Origin of the sequence: Mesotoga infera, assembly GCF_900157305.1 — a bacterium.
Classification (GTDB): domain Bacteria; phylum Thermotogota; class Thermotogae; order Petrotogales; family Kosmotogaceae; genus Mesotoga; species Mesotoga infera.
The window spans coordinates 429,260-446,500 of record NZ_LS974202.1 but is presented as its reverse complement, the minus strand read 5'-3'; the positions used below and the strand labels follow the sequence as shown (position 1 = coordinate 446,500).

Sequence of the window (17,241 nt, the reverse complement as noted above, 5' to 3'; positions counted from 1 at the left end):
CGATTCCTGGCGCCAGTCAGGAATCCTTTTTTTGTTCTCAGGATGATCTCAAGGAAAATTTACACGATAACCCTCTTAAAAGCCGTGATGAGCGGTGATTAATGGGTTGTGGATAATGAGGGTAAGAGCAGGATGCCGGATCGGGGTCCGGCATAACTGGAAGAGAGAGCCTGCCCTGATGAGCCTGCCCTGAAATGTTCCTATTCAGGGATCCTATTCAGGGTCATCCCGTGATGATCCTATACTGTCATCCCGTAGTGCCCCCATTCTGTCATCCCGTAGTGTTCCTATACGGGATCTCGTTCCTTACCGTTGAAAGAGCAGATTCTGAGTCAAGCTCAGAATGACGTCAAGCGTGTCGGCATGACGGGAAGGCAGGAGCAGGAGCCGAGATGAGAGGTATGAGGTTAGAGGTAAGAAGATCAAGACCTTCACGCTTTTCACACCTCCCGCCTCTTACCTCTCACCTCCGGTTCGAAGAACGGAACCTGGACGCTGAGCGTCGGAACGAGGAACTGCTCTTTCACTCTCTTCAAGGACGGGTCCATGCTCCGAGACGACTGACGAAGGACGGCTCTTCCGCGCAACAATATTAATCGAGATTGAAATCGTGGCCGCAGTTGGAGCAGAACCTTTTGTCCATTTCGTTCAGTTTATAACAGAGCGAGCACTTTTTATAACCCACCAGAGAAGCTCCACAGTTCTGACAGGTAGAGGCTCTGTCGTCGTTCTCCGCATCGCATTCGGGACATCTGGAGTAACTCTGAGACTTCTTTCTCTCGGTTTTTGCTTCTCTATCGGATACAAAGGTGTAGTTGTAAGTCATATCTTCTTGAACCTCTCTTCGCAGAGATCTCTGGTCATCCAGAGGTCCGCTGTATTTCCTCGTTCTGGCCATTCCGACCAGGGCTCTCCCTATAGAGGAGGCGACAATTCCGAGGATCACAAGAGTGAACATACTTGTGAAGACCATTCCGATTGCCGGCGCTAGAAAGAAACTGGCGAAACTGAATATTATCAATCCAACGCCGACCGCGTAGATTATTCCTCCTATTATTCCTATGATTATTCTTGTTGAATCCTCCAAGCGGTTGTACATAATACCACCGTCCTTTCATTTTGATTCTACAATAGATGCCTCTATTCGGAGCTACCCTGCAGAAGAGAGCCTCTGAATTCGGTTTGTAAAGTTGTACAATTGTTTTACAGAATACTGGAGGGAGAGTTGTGGATACATCGACTGTTTTTTTGCTTCTCGCTCTGTTTTTTAGTGTAATAGCGGTTTTAATAATCCTCTATAAATAACGCCGGAAACTGGAATTATTAGCATAGACGTTTCATGAAGCCTGATCCGGTGGTCACGGCAAAAAGGCGGACCGAATGATTCACGCAGAAGTACTCACGCTAACGGCGGGTTTCTGGAGCGTTTTTTGTTCTATTAAAGGATTTCCCATAATTATTAGCGTGGTGCTATAATACTATTCATTACTTTGGATGAAGGGATAGAGTTGATTTTAACCTTTTTGCCTGCGGTTTTCTTCGGCTGGGCCCTCGGAAGAAACGACGCAGCCAACATATACGGAACAACTGTTACCAACGGGCTCCTTAATTACAGGTTCGCGGCGATAACCGCGAGTTTTTCGATAATCGCCGGGGCGATGATCGGCGGCAGGAACGGACTGGAAACTCTTGCGAGTTTGAGCAGCCAGACTCTCGTTACGGCGGCGATCGTGTCGGCCGCTGCGGGTTTGTCTGTGATAATCCTGAATCAATTCGGTCTGCCTGTTTCCTCCTCTCAGGCCGTAGTGGGCGCGATCATGGGTATCGGTCTTCTCAATGGAAACATCGACTGGTTCGTGGTTATGAAGATCTTTATTTGCTGGATAACCACTCCTCTGGGCGCAGCCCTGCTCGGATACGTGCTTTACGGTATTGTAGCTAGGTTCTTTCGCAGGATAAGATCAATAGTGGTTCAGGATATAACGCTCAAGGTTCTCGCCATCTTGATTGGAATTCTCGGTTCCTTTGCTCTGGGAGCCAACAACGTGGCTAATATTACCGGTACTTTCGTTGGAAGCATATCGGTCGACGAAGCCGCACTAATAGGAGGGTTGAGCATCGCTGCGGGCGCGATAATCTTCAGCAAGAAAGTCATGTACACGGTGGGCAAGAGGATAGTCTCCCTGGAAGCCTTTTCCTCTGTCGTGGCTATTCTGGCGCAGAGCCTCACCGTTCTCATTTACGCTTATATAGGAGTTCCGGTCTCAGTATCTCAGGCCATAGTCGGGGCCGTTGTAGGTGTGGGATTGGCCCGAGGTTCGAGAAACTTCGACGGCCGCCTGATCCGGAGGATCTTGCTGGGCTGGCTGCAAACTCCGCTTATCGCAGGCTGTGTGTCGGCTGCAGTGTTCGCTATCTTTAATTTTTTCGGATTGAACTAATCCGGGTTTTTTACCCTTTCCAACTCGAAGAAAAACTCCACACCATCTGGAAGGTTCACAAACCCACAACTTTTGCCATCCAGATCGCAGATGGCCTTGACTATCGAAAGCCCTATGCCGTACCTCTCCTCTTCCCTTGTTCTGGCATTGTCGGCTCTATAAAAACTGGTCCAGATCTTCTCGCCTTCTTCCTGGGGTATGTTCTGGCCTGAGTTGAACACCCGCACAATCACCAAATTCTCTTGAATGTCTTTTCTAACAAAAATTTCCTTTCTTTCATCGACATGGTAAATGGCGTTGTTCAGGTAGTTGGTTAGTATCTGCTCCGTCCTGAAAGAATCGGCATAGACAAACGTTCTTTCACCCTCTGCATACTTCGGCTCGATTCCTTTTTTTAGAAAGACCTTTTCGAACTTTCCCATCAACCTTTTTATCAGCTCATCGATGCAGAATTCGCTCTTATAGAGTGTTAAATTGCCCGTTTCCATCATCGAGAGATCGAGTAGGTCCTTCACGAGCCTGCCCATTTTCGCCGTCTCTTCCTTGATCACTCCACAGTAGAAGTTCCGCTTTTCGTCGCTTGAGGCTATGTTTAGTTCCAATCCTTCGGCATAGCCCTGAATAAGCGACAGGGGTGTCTTTAATTCATGAGAGACGTTGGTTATGAACTGCTTTCTCATTTCTTCAACTACTTTTTTGTGTTCTATCTCCTTTTTGAGTGCCTCGTTCTTCTGGCTGAGTTTTTTCAGCGTCATATCGAGGGATTCCGAAAGATCGTCTATACTACTGGCAAGCTGTCCAAACTCGTCTTTAGATTTGATTTCACACTTTTCGGAGAAATCCAGATCCTTCATCTTTCTGGTGATTCTGTTCATGTGAAGGATGGAACCCGTGAACCTTCTTGAAATGATGAAGGCTATAACCAGAGCCAGCGCCGAGGAAAACAGTCCAACTACGAGAAGAAAGCCGTTTACGATCGAGACGCTGCTCTCGATGGAGGACACAGGGATACTCATATGAAGGGTGAAGCCGTTATCGAGCCTGGATTTCAGGCTTAGAAACCCCTGTTCTCCCATTCTGTCTATAGTAAGCTCGATTTCAGTGCCAGAATCTATTTTTTCGCTGTAAACCGTTTCGAGAGGTTTCCTGGATGGAGGTATCCTTCTGGTGTCTATCCCGGGTATTAAACCACCGGGCTCCTGTGGAATAATGTGCGTCGTATAGACCGGCTCGCCCGAACCATCAAAAATGAGAATCATGGCGTTGAGCTCGTTGCCCATATCGACAAGAAAATCGACTTTTTCCTGATAATCCGAGACTCCGAAGGAATTGATACTATTCCTGGCTTTGATCAACTGATCCTTTTTCGTTTTCATATAGTACGGTTCAAGCATGAAGGTATTTGCGAGCCACAATGTCGAAATGATAAAGAGTATAACTGCAAGAATCTGTAAGAAGAGCTTCCTGCGAATTGAGCTCATTGGCGAACCCCGAACCTGTAACCGTACCCCCTGATAGTTTCTATGTACTCGCTCGCTTCCTGCAACTTCGATCTCAATCTGTTTATGTGAGTATCGACTGTTCTATCGGTACCCTGGTAATCGTATCCCCATACGCTGTCTAGGAGCTGGTCCCTTGTGAGCGTTATTCCACTGTTGGCGACAAAACAGCTGAGAAGGTTGAACTCGGTGCGACTTAGGACAATTCTCCTGTCGTTGACGTAAACTTCCATACTGGAAGGTTTTACATGAAGAACTCCGATCTTCGTTTCCTTCTGCATCGGATAACTCCTCCTGAGTAGCGTATTCACTCTGGCCACGAGTATTCTAGGACTGAAGGGCTTGGATATGTATTCGTCTGCTCCACACTGGAAGCCTTCCAATTCGTCGGTTTCGGCAGATTTCGCGGTGAGCATTATGACTGGAATATGGCATCTCTCCCTGATTTCTTCGAGAACTTCTATACCACTCATACGCGGCATCATTATATCCAGAATGATGAGAGATAGATCGGGGTTTTCATAAAACTTCTGGAGAGCTTCCTCGCCATCAACCGCCAGAAGTACCTTATAGCCTTCCATTTCGAGAAAATCGGACACCAGTATCCGCATATTTCTTTCATCGTCGGCGAAGAGGATTTTCAACATACGACCTCCCTGTCCGGTATAACTTTATTCTAGTATCGCTATGTCACAAATCGATCACAGAGCAGCTGTGATAATTCTGTGACACAGGCTACTTAAAATCGATCGACAATGAAAATGGAGGAACCAAATGGAAGAGATCAGGGGAAGGCACGAACTCAAGTATCATATAAACTATTTCGATTATCTCTCTATCAAGAGCAAGATCGGGCACATCATGGAGGTCGATCGAAACGGCAACGGTAAAGGCGACTACGAAATAATCAGTCTGTATTTCGACGACATCTACAACTCGGCATACCGCGAGAAAATCAGTGGAACAAACAACAGAACTAAATACAGGATACGGATATACAACTTCAGCGATAGCGTTATCAAGCTGGAAAAGAAGACCAGAAACGGAGACCTGACTCATAAGGTCAGCCGTATCATTTACAGAGACGAATACGAAGAGATAATGAAAGGCCGGGCTTCCTTCTTATTGGAGGAAAGACCGTACGAGTTCATAGATTTCTACGAAGGAATAAAGACCAGAACTTTGAAACCAAAAGTACTGGTTCGCTACAATCGCGAGGCTTACTGTCTCAGAGCGGCCAACCTGAGAATTACCTTTGACAGGAATCTATCGACGGGCAACAACAATCTAGATATCTTCGACAGGAACGGTTCCTTCACATGCTCCGGGAGCGATCTCATGATACTCGAGATCAAGTACGACGGATTCTTTCCCTCTCACATAAAAAACATCGTTCAGAGTATTGGAAGGTTCAGGAGCAGCGCATCCAAATATGTAATAGGCAGAAAATACAACTATTTGTATTAATAGGAGGATAGGCATGGAGACATTCAAAGACATATTCAAAAACAGTTTTCTGGAAAACTTCTCGGCATCGCAGATATCGGCTGCCGATACGGCGATAACACTGCTCATAACCTTTCTCATCGGTATTTTCATCTTTCAGGTATATAAGAGGACCTTCCAGGGAATAATGTACACCAAGAGTTTCAACGTATCGCTGGTCATGATAGCCATGGTTACCTCCCTGGTAATAATGGCCGTGACGACCAACATCGTGCTTTCGCTGGGAATGGTGGGCGCTCTAAGTATCGTGAGGTTCAGAACCGCTATTAAAGACCCGATGGACATAGTCTTCATGTTCTGGGCTATTGCCGTGGGGATAGTCACGGGCGCCTCTTTTTATCTGCTCGCGGTTATGGGCTCGGTGATCATCGGCATAATCCTTCTTGTTTTCGCCAACTTCAAGTCACAGACATCGCCCTACATACTTCTGCTGGACTACTTAAATTCAGAAGCCGAGAAGGCGATACTTGAAAAGCTGAAGGACAAGGTCAAAAGGTACAACATTAAATCGAAAACGGTCACGGGGGAAAATATCGAACTTTCTGTGGAATTGCGCATCAAAAACGGGGAAATTGATTTCATCAATGAACTCAAATCAATCGACAGCGTATCGAACGCCGTTCTTATAAGTTACAACGGTGATTACGCTGCTTAGCGGGGCGATGGTATGAGAAAGTTCTTAAAGGTGTCGGGATTGATATTGTTTGGCTTACTGACAGTGATCTTTTTCGGTGCCTTCGAGGGAGATCCGCAGACTGTCAGAAATCCGACGGACGCCGTTCTTTTCCCTCACCACAGAGTTATAGATGTATATATAGAGGTTGACGAGGCCGAGCTTCAGAATATGTTCGATCAGGCGCGTATGGAAGAATACATCATGTGTAACGTAGTTTACAACGGCTATCGCATAAAAAACGTCGGGATCAGACCCAAAGGCAACTCCTCGCTTGCACAGGCAAGAAACTCCACTTCTAACCGTTACAGCTTCAAGCTCGACTTCAACCACTATATCAAGGGTCAGAACCTTTTCGGAATAACCAAGATAAACCTCAACAACGGTTTCTCCGACCCCTCGTTCATGAGAGAGTACCTGACGTACGAGATTTCGGAAATGCTTGGTCTAGAAACTCCGAGGACGACTTACGTCGCGTTGTATATAAACGGCCAGTACTTCGGGCTTTATCTGGGAGTCGAAAACATTGATGAAAACTTCGTGCGCGATCACTTTGCTTACGGTTACGGAGACCTTTACAAACCGGAAGGCACCGGTGCCAACCTGGTTTACATAGACGACGATCCGCAAAGCTACCCCGGTCTTGCCCTTCAAACCAACGAGAAAACTAGCGACAGAAGCTCAATTGTGGAGATGTTGAAGGTTTTGCAGGAAGGTACCTACGAGGAGCTTGAAAAAGTACTGGACATAGACTCCTTTCTCAAGTATTACGCTCTTTGTATGGCCGCCGGGAGCATGGACTCGATACTGGGAGGAATGAGCCACAACTACTATCTTTATGACAACAACGGCCGATTCGTGATGATACCCTGGGACTTCAATATGGCCTTCGGGGGATTCGGGGGATTCGGCGGGGCCAGAGGAAGCGGCGACACTTTCTACATAGATTCTCCGGCCGTCAATATGGCTTCACTTCCGATAGTGAACAGGCTGCTGGCAAATGAAGAGTACCTGGAAAGATACCATGAATATCTTCGGCGGATAATAGACGGCTATCTGAACGATGAACTCTTCAATAGCCGGGTCGAAGAAGTCGCTGCGATGATCGATCCGTACGTCAAGAACGACCCCACGGCTTTGTATTCGTACGAGCAATTCCTGGCCTCCTTCAATTCTACTGACGGTCGGAGCTCAGGACTGATCGACTACAACAGTGTAAGAGTAGAAGCGATCTTAAAGCAACTTAGCGGGGAGCTTCCCTCCAAAAGCGATGGATCTGATACGGCGAACATTTCTTTCTCAAGAATTCCCGTGGCCGACAACGAGGGCTTGAATGCTCCGGTTAACGCGATGCCCTTGAGGAACAACAGGAATGCAGAGAATATCGATCCTCTCGAGATGCTTCCCGAGGAAACGCTCGTCCAGTTGATAAAAGAATGGGAGAGCACCGCGTCGAGTGAGACTGGCGAGGCGACGGGTACTGGGTCAGTCGGTTCTACGGAAGAAGAAATCACAGTGGTAAAAGGCCATGAAATTACCGCTCAAATGAGGGAATGGATACTTCTGAAAATGGAAAGTCAGATGGCAAACATCGTCGTTCAGAACCGTAACTTTCAAAATCCCGACGCTATGAGGTTCGGGGCCGCGAGGGAGGAAAGAGTGCAGAATATGCAACCCCCCGATATGCAAGCTCCTCAAGGAATGCCTGCCGATGCTGGTGGCATGGCCGAGGGGAGGCCAAACATGCAACCCCCGGCGGAGATGCCCGATTTCAATATCGGAGGCAGGGCGAGGGAAGAAGCTGCACAAATTCCCGAAGAGTCAGACGATTTGACCCGGAGCGAAACCATCACCATATACGCCTCGATGCTCGCTCTGGGACTGTCTATTACGATCCTCAAGTTGAAACGCAAGATCTAGACTGAGAGACAACTCGTTTTTTTCACTTTTCCAGGCAAGAGGACGGTTTCTAACTTTAGCGACCGGAAAGAGGTTTCAAGGTTTCTGGCTCGGGAAAGGAGAGAAATGTTATACTAAGGCCGGGAGGTGAAAAAATGAAGAAAGCGTTGCTTCTACTGATTCTCGTAGCTCTAGCCGTTTCGACTTTCGGCTATACTTTCAACACCAACAATATGGGAGGGTCGATAGCGTATTTTCCCTTCATCCTGCAAACCTTCTCGGCCAGAGGATATTACCACATAGGGTTCAAATTAACCGACCCCTGGAGTGTCGGTCCGCTGGATTTCACACAGATGATGCTTTATGCCGGTCCGACGGTCTCCTATAGCTCCGATCCAGGGGGAGCGAGTTTTGAACTTGGAATAAGCGGAAGGCTTTTCACGGGCATCGAGAATCTGTCGTTCCCCTTCTTCGGAAGGAAGTTCATGGTAGCGGTTGGATTGCGAGGCTCTTCGACGTACTCGTTTTCCAAAGGGAAATTCTCCATGCCCCAGATATCGCCAGCTCTGAGCATCATCGACATTACTAAGATGACAGACAGGCTCAATTACTCTCTGTACTTCTGGCCTCTGCCCGTATTGATGGGTTTCGACGTTTACTTCTGATAGATTTGAAATAAAATGGTGAAGGCCCTTAACGGGGCCTTTTCTTCTTGGAGATACACGATATTCAACTGATGGTACAATTCTTTGAAGAATCTTGTTTTATGGGGGAATCGCTTTGTCGAGAGTGGTTGTGCTATACAAATCAAAATACGGGAGCTGCGAAAAATATGCCAGATGGATTGCCGAAGATACCGGGGCGGATATTTTCGACATCTCTTCGTTCGATATGAAAAGACTCGGAAACTACGACGTAGTTGTCTTCGGTGGTGCGCTTTATGCGGTGGGTATAATCGGTTTGTCGGTGATCAAGAGGAATTTCGACATGCTCAGGGATAAAAAGGTCATCGTTTTCTCGGTGGGTGCTTCTCCTGCCCATCCCGAAGTTATCGAAGAGGTGAAAAACAACAACTTTGCCGATGAAATGAAGGAAAAAGTGGAGTATTATCACTTCAGGGGAGCCTTCGATTACAAAAGACTGAATCTAGTTGACAGGTTTCTGATGTATCTTCTCAGGAAGAAGCTCATCAGAAAGAAGAGAAAAGCCTCCCTCACGAACGACGAGAAAGGCATGCTGGCATCGTACTCCACGCCGGTGAACTGGGTAAACAGGAAGAGCATAGCGCCACTGGTAGAAAGTGTCGAAGAATTCATCAAGAAGGGGCAGTGATGTAAGTGAGAGTATTTTCAGTTCTTGCAAGTCCGAGAATCAAGGGAAACACCTCTGTGGTTCTGAAAAGATTTCTGGAGGGAGTCAGGGAGAATCACAGCGGTGTTGAAGAGTATACCGCGATTCTACACGAGAAGAGCATAAAGCCCTGCATGGCCTGCGACAATTGCAAGACCGGTCCGAAAGTGTGTGTCATAAGCGACGACATGCAGCAGCTTTATAGAGAAGTAGAGGCCGCGGATGTCATAGTGCTCGCTACTCCTATCTACTGGTGGAACATGACAGCGCAGTTGAAAACCTTTGTCGACAGACTTTACGCGATGGACTTTGAAAAATCATTCAAAGGGAAGAGAATGGTCCTTCTTATGACTTATGGTGGAGAGGATCCCAACTCCGGTGCCGAGATAGTTGAAAAGAGTTTTAGAGAGATCTGTGAGTTTCTCTCCATGGAGTTCGCCTGCAAGTTCGGGTTATGCAGTGAAAATCCCATAGAAATTAGAGAACGGGCCCTTGAAGAAGCTTATAGTCTTGGCAGAAAGTTGTAACCGATTGCGATGTACCAAGAATCTCCGCAAGTCGAATAATCGGCTCATGTTTCGGACACGACTATGTTCCGACCACCTTGCTTGGCCATATATAGAGCCCTGTCAACGCGTTCATAAGCTCTATCTATGGGGTTTTCCTCACATTTTATAGATGCAATCCCGAAACTCGCTTTTACTCTTATGCTTTCTCCATCGATTGAAAACTCGGCCTGCTCGATCAAAGTTCGGAGTTTTTCGGCAACTTTTCTAGCCTCTTCGACGGATGTATTGGGAAGCAAAAAAATAAACTCCTCTCCGCCCCAGCGGCAAAGTTTATCCACGGCACGGAGGTTTTTTTTCAACAGGTCCGCGATTTCCTTCAGAATCTTGTCCCCTATAGGATGGCCATAGTCGTCATTTATTTTTTTGAAGTGATCAATATCCATGAGCACCACACTGCTCCTGATATTGTATCTACAGATCAATCGGCTCTCTTCCTCGGCAAATTCAAACCATTTTCTCCTGTTGTAAAGACCGGTGAGAGTATCGAAAAATGCTAGTCGCTGGAGTTCTGCGTTTTTTTCTTCGAGTTCTTTCTGCTGCCTTTTGATCTCCTCTTCCTGGAAGAGATTCTTTCGGGTTGTATTCCATAAAATTAGTGAAAGGTACATTCCGAATACGACGAAGGTGATACCGTTCACTCTGTTGGTCAAAAGTATGGCGGGTTCCTTCTGGACAATACCGATCAAAAGCAGGTAAGCCGTTAGAACAACTGAAAAGATTATGAAAGCTGACGTCGGTCTTAAAAGAAAGATAACTGCCAATCCCAAACAGAGAACAAGAAAAGGTGTTATGTTGGTAGTCACGTGCTGGTCGATGGTCACCAGAGAGATCGCCATGGCTGAAAGCGAAACGATAAAAGCGTACTGAATAAAGACAGCCTTATTCGATAAATGGTTTTGCCTTTTGGCTCTGGAAATAATTATCGCTAAAGCGAGACTGACGATCAGATGAATCGAATGGACTACTATTATACCCGTTCGCCAAACAGCTTCTTCGCCAGAGGAAGGTTCAGTAATCCAGAACATGACCACATACGCGATATGCATTGGAATAACTACCAGGGCTAGATAGTACATCCTGCGTAGATTCGTCTCCAAAGCTTTTTGGACTATGGAATTGTTCTGTGATCTTTCCTTTCTAATCAAGTTTATAAAAGTTCTTAATTTGCTCGCACTAGAGTCCATACTTCTCCTAGAAGAGTAATCCTATACTTTACCATCGTTATGCAGAATTTTTTTCACAGGAATCGATCCGGTTGGTCCATCGGTTTCTATAGAGATCTGATGGTAACGCTCTTGAATATGACCTTTACGTTTCCATAAGTCTCCAGTCCGACTCTTCCGCTTTCAAATGTGGAGTCGCTGGCGGAAAGGGCATGAACTCCATTGAAATATACTTTGAACTGTGAGCCCTTTGCTACTATCTTCAGGGTATGAACCGTATTGTTCAAAGTAGTCTTCCAGTTCGATCCGGCGAGTTCTTTCAATTCCACGTAGGCTATATCGTTCCCTGCGTAACCGTTTTTTAATTCCTGTAATACCAATCTTGGACGAACCGGGGCGAAATCCAGATAGTAACCGGCAGCGCTGTTGGCATTGTTTCCCTGTGCGCGGAAAAGAACCTTGTACCCCCTCGCGTCTTTTGAATCGACATCGGGGTCTATATACTGAAGAACTACATCTATTTCATAGTCTCTCATGCTTTCATCGCTTTCGAGAATTCCCTTGTTTCTCTTGCCCTTTCCGGTCTGGGAGGAAAGACCGCCTTCGACTATAGTCCATGTCCCGTGGGGTGGGGGGGAAGATATGAAGGGAAGACCCTCGAGTAAAGAAAAGTTATAATCTACTAAAGCCCCGCTCGCGCTTATAGAACTTCCATCGCTAGAGAAACGGTAATAAGCGCTGGATAGATCCGTATTCGATAACCCGCCAGCTAGGAACTCATACCGGCCAGAAGGAAATCCCTTTCCACTATCTGGCAGAATCGCAGCGAGAGCTTTTGTGTCAACTTCTCTATCGGTGAATATAACGAATTCGTAGTCGCTCCCATTTTTACTCCAGGCGACTCCGTAAGCCCTGTCCGTGTTTCTTCCAAGCCTATCGATAGAGGCCGGAAGACTTTCGTCGAGATAGATCGAAGTTTTGAGGGATTTTGAGAGAGCCTTAAAATCCGAAGCGACGGCAGCGGCTCTGGCCTTTTTTACTGCATTCAGCGCAAGAGGAGTTGCAACTCCGATCAACGAAACCACAACAGAGAGAACTATCAACAGCTCAACGAGTGAAAAACCTCTTTTCATAACAACACTCCCTGCCAAATTACTTTTCAGCGATTATTATGCAACTACGTGCCACAAAACACGCTATCCGTCGAAAAGAGTTGCAGAAAGAGTCAGAAAAGCGGGCAGTTTTTCATCCGATAGCACGAATCTGTCTTTGGGAACCTGAGGTCAGAGGACAGAGGTGAGAGTGTACCAAGACCTTGCCTTTCTAACCTTTTATCCGTCATCTCTGACCTCCATCACCGTTAGCGGTTTTTATTCACAGCCCAGATCTGTGGTCTCTTTTGAACAAGTGTTCTCTTCAGGCTGTCTGAAAGTTGTTCATATCTTTATACAAAGATATCTTCTTTGGTAAAACCGGACAAAGTGAAGCGTGTATAATTGTTGTGTAATTTGAAAGATGTACGGAGGTGAGGTTCTATGAGTTTTGCCCTTAGGCGAGATGGAAGACCTAAAATAAACCGGATAAGGAACAATTTCATAAGGGCTTCGGTCTTGCTGGCCGTGGTTACGCCGGTCTCTATATACGGGATTTTCGGTTTTATGAATGCAAGCAAAAGACTCGAAGGGTTCGGCTGGTTGCTTCCACTGCTGATCGCGATATGGGCTCTGATTGGCGCCATTTGGCTGTTCTCGTTCTTCATATACAGAAAGGCTCTCCAGAATATTAGAAGCTCTTATGCAGGCCTCAGATCGAGACGCCTTAAAGCTTCGGCTTCTTCTTTCGACCGGTCGATTATCGTTCCAATAAAGATTAAATCAAGCTGATCTTCTGTTGTTCATGAACCATTCGTAGAGTTCAGGGTTTGAATACGTTTCAGTCCAGGCGTCGTGTCCGGCTTCCGGATATATTTTCAGCTGGACGTTGCCACCTGCCGATTTCAGCTCCCGCACCAGCACCCTGCTCTCCTCTACCGGCACGATATTGTCCTTTTCGCCGTGAAAGACCCAGACCGGTATGTGTTTTATCTCAACTACACGTTCGGGGAAACCCAGTATGCCCAACCCTCCCCCGCAAATCGGAGCGATCGCCGCGAAGGTCTCCGGGTATTCCACCGCCATATGCCATGTGCCGAATCCGCCCATCGAAAGGCCCGTGAGATAGATCCTGGACTCATCGATCCTGTATTGTTCGACTATAGTGTCTATCAAGTACTTCAGGTCTTCGAGTCTGTTCAACCACCAGTCGTTCTCCGGGCATTGCGGCGACACCGTCACGAATGGAAAGTCCTCCATCTCGTTCACAACTCTGGGAATGCCGTGTTTCTTCACAAGCGACAGATCGTTTCCCCTCTCGCCGGCCCCGTGGAGAAACATTATGAGTGGCCAGCTGTCCTCTATTTGATCGTATTGCAAGGGTAGCGATAGATAGTATTCCAGCGATCTCTTCAAGTTGAAAACCACTCTTGAAGGATGAAGCTCCATTCTTCCACCTCCTTTTGGGTCTTAATTTAGAGGATAACACAATACTCCCGGTGAGCCGATAAAATCATATACTCTCGCAAGTCATGCTTAGCTTTCATTTTTTCAAAAAGGCTCGTTCATGAAGACATCGCATCTTTTTATGTCCTCTCCGTTATAACCGCTAAGGGGCTTAATCAGCTTCATTTCCACCATTCTCCTCAACGACTCTCTTCCGCCGATGACAGTCGAAATAGCTCCGATCCCCGCTTCAAGCCGCGCCTCTTCTTCTGGGATTCTGGTCAGATTCAGCACCCCATTCCCTATCTTCAGCATGAAGCCCCCAGCATTCCACGGACACTGTGCGTCTTCTATCTTGAGTGCGATCTTGACGTCCGGGCTGTCGATCTTCAAGCCGTCGAGTTTCATGATATCCACTATTCTTATCATCGACCCCTCTCTCAACTGGCATTCGTCGGGTTTGTCGTAAAGGTACGGCCAAATCTCGCAATTCATAGGCCCGAACAGATGAACCCTGTTGACCTGATGGGAAAGGCTCTTTATATACGAGAACATGGCCTGTCTGACTTTCTCCTCCTCACACGCGAAGGTAAGTATGGAATGAAAGTAACCTCCTTCTTTACGGTCCTGGTTGATCGAGTAATCCATCAACCCAACGACTTCACTTTTTCTGGTGAATCTGACCACTCTTTTGGCGACCTGGGAAGACCATACTGGCGATAGTCTGTCCCGCCAGTCGGCTTCGCTCCTCAAGACACAATTGTATTTGGAGGAAGCGTAGCGCCGGTAAAACTCCATCGATTCTTCATCGGGGAAGGCCATATCCCGGGCTTCGATGTCGCCCGAATCGAAATCCCTTATGCTGGAAGGCGAGAATTTGATCAACTGCCACCTGTCGAAGACTTCCCAGCCGTATTTCCTGTAGAAGCCTCTCTGGAAGGGATAAAGAACTGATACAGGATAACCGAGATTTCTCATGGACTCCAGAGTGCCAGACAGAAGCAGCCTGACGCCACCTTTGCCCCTGTAGTCCTGCCTAGAACAGACGAGAGCGATGCCGCCCATCGTAACTACGCTTTCCCTCAATCGCATTCTGTAGGGATAAACAACACATCCGGCCACCAGAGTCTCTCCGTCGTAGGTTCCATAAAACAGGCGACCCCCTTCGACCAGCTGCTCATAGAGTTCTTCAAGTTCGTTTTGATCTATCTTCTCGAAGGAAAAGGCCAGAGCCGATATCTCGATCAATTCCCTGTAATCGGTAATTTCTTTGAAAATCACTTTATCTCACCCCCCAGTTATCGATTTGTTGCATATGTTTCACGGAGAACATTGTATCATGATGGACAGCCGCGCAAGAATATTGCCGGTTCGCGATGCGAACAAGCAAGGACGGTTACTAGCGGGAGCTTGCCACGGGAAATGATATTTGTGATATCAATCAATTCCATCTAACAGGAGTTTTTGCACTCTTGCGGCTCGCCGACTATGACGATTCTGTCCATGTTGTAGAATTTAAACATATATAATAGAATCATCAGGTCTACAAAGGCCAGCCATAGCCATCTGGAGGTGACACGTTTGTTGAGCATACTACTCGTCGAGGACGACGAAAACCTTTCAAACGGCATACGCTACGCTCTAGAGCAGGAAGGATGGTCCGCAACCGTAGCCGGAAACGTCTCAAGAGCCCTGGAATTGATGGAAAACGGACATTTCGATCTTGCGCTGCTAGACATCATGCTCCCTGACGGAAATGGTTTCGAACTGTGCAGGAAGATCCGCGAGCTGTCGGACATGCCGGTGATCTTCCTGACCGCCAGGGACGAGGAAGTGAATGTGGTCATGGGTCTGGAAAGCGGTGGAGACGACTACGTGACAAAGCCTTTCAGGCTCAGAGAGCTAATCTCCAGAATCAAGGCCAACGCCAGGAGAATCAAGAAAACTCACTCCGACGAGGGAAGCGATCTGCTTGAGTCCGGTCCTGTGAAGCTCGACACGGCAAAGATCAGGGTCTATAGGTCCGGCAAGGAGATCTTCCTCACCCCCACCGAGTTCAGAATACTTCGAAGCCTGATTGAAAACAGCGGCACGGTTCTGACTAGAGATCAGCTTCTCGAGAAGGTCTGGAGTATCGACGGAGAATTCATCGAAGACAACACACTGTCGGTTCATATAAGGAAACTCAGGGAGAAAGTCGAAGAAGATCCCTCAAAGCCAAAGCTGATCGAAACACTGAGGGGTGTCGGTTACAGATGGAACGGAGAGAAGTAGATGTTCAGATCCCTGTTCAGAGAAAGGCAAAACAGAGTGATTGCCCTGACCGGCATCGCTCTCTCACTATCGATAGTGCTGATCGCGATAGTTACTCTTTGTCTTTCTCTGGAAGATCACAGACGCCATCTTTACGAGCGGGAAGTATCGATGATCGGGAGGATGGTTTCGCTGGGCGTTATTACGCACGGGGACGTTCCGAAGATACTCTCTGAAGAAGGATCGGAAGACTACGAAGCGGCGCTGGAGTTATTAAAACCTTTCGGCTACACCGAAGAACCGCCCGATAGTTTCGAGTTCTCCGACGGAGCCTTTCGATCGAAGGTCATCATCATAACTTCACTCTCCACCATAACGCTGGTAATTTTCTGGTTTTCGCTATTGATTCTTGTCGCAAAGAAGCAATCGGACTTTCTCAAAGAAACATCTCTGAGACTGGACGCCCTGATGAGCGGCAGGTACGACAGTGAATCGATCTACGATGGAGAAGGCGACGCCGCAATCCTCTCGGCGCAGCTCTACGCGCTCACCAGAAGGCTCGAGAAGACTATGGAAAGCGTTAATTTTGAACGTGACAAAATGCGTGGCTTCATCTCCTTTATATCACACGAACTCAAGACTCCGCTGGCCTCTCTGAAAACGATGAACGAGCTGCTTATCGAAGGAAGGGAAATGGAAAGAGAACGGATGGACGAGTTCCTCGAGAGAAGCGGAGAAGATATCGAGAGAATGGAATGGTTGATCGGCGACGTTCTGAATATCGCGAGGATTGAATCGGGAGCGATAAGGTTCAGCTTCAAGAAGGCCGATCTGGCAGAACTGGCAAAGGATGTGGCGAGAAGATACTCGGAGATAGCCAAAAGCAGAGGCCTGAAGATCTCCGTCGGGGCCGAATCTACAGCCATGGTCTTCTGCGATGAGAGGTGGCTTTCACAGGCCCTGGACAATCTCGTCAGGAACGCTGTCAACTACTCCCCCGACGGAGGCACGGTGTCGATAGACATATCCAGGAGCGAGGCCTACGTCTGTCTTACAGTCACGGACGAAGGTCCCGGGATTGCCGCAGGGGATGCACCTAAAATCTTTCAGAGTTTCTACCGGGGTGGTCCGGCTGTCGGATCGAGAAAGGGTACAGGCCTTGGCCTCGCTCTTGCGAAGGCAATTATCGAGAGACACGACGGCGATATAAAGCTCAAATCATCAAACGAAAAGGGATCGATCTTTGCGATAGAACTACCGATAAGAGAGAAAGGATGAGTTCTCGATCTTGCGATTCCTTAAGCTTCTTCTTCATCCGGTCATAAGACAGACTCCTTATATTCTCAGTGGA

17 protein-coding genes are annotated in these 17,241 nt (G+C 47.4%); 10 read left to right on the top strand and 7 right to left on the bottom strand.

Translation table 11 applies throughout. From position 1 onward, the window contains the following. Positions 1-592: 592 nt before the first annotated feature. The gene (locus tag MESINF_RS02155) at positions 593-1,099 is read right to left on the bottom strand and encodes a zinc ribbon domain-containing protein (protein ID WP_169698324.1); all 507 of its coding nucleotides are present in this window, start codon (positions 1,097-1,099) and stop codon (positions 593-595) included. A 409-nt stretch (positions 1,100-1,508) separates the two neighbouring features. Between MESINF_RS02155 and MESINF_RS02150 the strand changes: the two genes are divergently transcribed. After that, complete coding sequence (locus tag MESINF_RS02150; protein ID WP_169698323.1) at positions 1,509-2,441, top strand: inorganic phosphate transporter; 933 nt, start codon at positions 1,509-1,511, stop codon at positions 2,439-2,441. Here MESINF_RS02150 and MESINF_RS02145 read toward each other — a convergent pair. Together MESINF_RS02145 and MESINF_RS02140 are read right to left on the bottom strand one after the other, a co-directional pair. Then, on the bottom strand, positions 2,438-3,922 hold the full coding sequence (locus MESINF_RS02145; protein WP_169698322.1) for a HAMP domain-containing sensor histidine kinase: 1,485 nt from the start codon (positions 3,920-3,922) through the stop codon (positions 2,438-2,440). The two genes, MESINF_RS02150 and MESINF_RS02145, sit on opposite strands and share 4 nt — an antisense overlap. Next, positions 3,919-4,587, bottom strand: coding sequence for a response regulator transcription factor (locus MESINF_RS02140; protein ID WP_169698321.1), 669 nt, complete (start codon positions 4,585-4,587; stop codon positions 3,919-3,921). Before MESINF_RS02140 ends, MESINF_RS02145 begins: the two co-directional genes overlap by 4 nt. A 127-nt stretch (positions 4,588-4,714) precedes the next feature. On the opposite strand from MESINF_RS02140, the gene MESINF_RS02135 reads away from it, so the two are divergent. The 6 genes from MESINF_RS02135 to MESINF_RS02110 all read left to right on the top strand — a co-directional run bounded on the left by MESINF_RS02135 (position 4,715) and on the right by MESINF_RS02110 (position 9,895). Next, on the top strand, positions 4,715-5,407 hold the full coding sequence (locus MESINF_RS02135) for a polyphosphate polymerase domain-containing protein (protein WP_169698320.1): 693 nt from the start codon (positions 4,715-4,717) through the stop codon (positions 5,405-5,407). Between the two features lie 13 nt (positions 5,408-5,420). Next, complete coding sequence (locus tag MESINF_RS02130) at positions 5,421-6,101, top strand: DUF4956 domain-containing protein (protein WP_169698319.1); 681 nt, start codon at positions 5,421-5,423, stop codon at positions 6,099-6,101. A gap of 12 nt (positions 6,102-6,113) precedes the next feature. Next, positions 6,114-8,039, top strand: coding sequence for a CotH kinase family protein (locus MESINF_RS02125; RefSeq protein WP_169698318.1), 1,926 nt, complete (start codon positions 6,114-6,116; stop codon positions 8,037-8,039). A gap of 134 nt (positions 8,040-8,173) precedes the next feature. Continuing rightward, positions 8,174-8,683: a hypothetical protein gene (locus MESINF_RS02120; protein ID WP_169698317.1), complete on the top strand. Its 510-nt coding sequence runs from the start codon at positions 8,174-8,176 to the stop codon at positions 8,681-8,683. Positions 8,684-8,807: 124 nt separating this feature from the next. Continuing rightward, on the top strand, positions 8,808-9,350 hold the full coding sequence (locus tag MESINF_RS02115) for a flavodoxin domain-containing protein (RefSeq protein ID WP_231936934.1): 543 nt from the start codon (positions 8,808-8,810) through the stop codon (positions 9,348-9,350). A gap of 5 nt (positions 9,351-9,355) precedes the next feature. Further along, complete coding sequence (locus MESINF_RS02110) at positions 9,356-9,895, top strand: flavodoxin family protein (protein ID WP_169698315.1); 540 nt, start codon at positions 9,356-9,358, stop codon at positions 9,893-9,895. Between the two features lie 44 nt (positions 9,896-9,939). On the opposite strand, the gene MESINF_RS02105 is transcribed toward MESINF_RS02110, so the two are convergent. Then, on the bottom strand, positions 9,940-11,013 hold the full coding sequence (locus MESINF_RS02105; protein ID WP_169698314.1) for a GGDEF domain-containing protein: 1,074 nt from the start codon (positions 11,011-11,013) through the stop codon (positions 9,940-9,942). A 194-nt stretch (positions 11,014-11,207) separates the two neighbouring features. After that, on the bottom strand, positions 11,208-12,233 hold the full coding sequence (locus MESINF_RS02100) for a family 16 glycoside hydrolase (protein WP_169698313.1): 1,026 nt from the start codon (positions 12,231-12,233) through the stop codon (positions 11,208-11,210). Between the two features lie 402 nt (positions 12,234-12,635). Between MESINF_RS02100 and MESINF_RS02095 the strand changes: the two genes are divergently transcribed. Continuing rightward, positions 12,636-12,983, top strand: a complete 348-nt coding sequence (locus MESINF_RS02095; RefSeq protein ID WP_169698312.1) for a hypothetical protein — start codon at positions 12,636-12,638, stop codon at positions 12,981-12,983. Here MESINF_RS02095 and MESINF_RS02090 read toward each other — a convergent pair. After that, positions 12,975-13,640, bottom strand: coding sequence for a carboxylesterase family protein (locus MESINF_RS02090; protein ID WP_169698311.1), 666 nt, complete (start codon positions 13,638-13,640; stop codon positions 12,975-12,977). The genes MESINF_RS02095 and MESINF_RS02090 overlap by 9 nt on opposite strands. Before the next feature lie 102 nt (positions 13,641-13,742). Then, positions 13,743-14,918 carry a GNAT family N-acetyltransferase gene (locus MESINF_RS02085; protein WP_169698310.1) on the bottom strand — a complete coding sequence of 392 codons (1,176 nt, stop codon included), beginning with the start codon at positions 14,916-14,918 and terminating at the stop codon, positions 13,743-13,745. Between the two features lie 291 nt (positions 14,919-15,209). Between MESINF_RS02085 and MESINF_RS02080 the strand changes: the two genes are divergently transcribed. Then, entirely contained in the window at positions 15,210-15,911 is a 702-nt protein-coding gene (locus MESINF_RS02080; protein WP_408631262.1) for a response regulator transcription factor, read from the top strand. Next, positions 15,912-17,168, top strand: a complete 1,257-nt coding sequence (locus MESINF_RS02075; protein WP_169698308.1) for a sensor histidine kinase — start codon at positions 15,912-15,914, stop codon at positions 17,166-17,168. Positions 17,169-17,241: the final 73 nt, after the last annotated feature.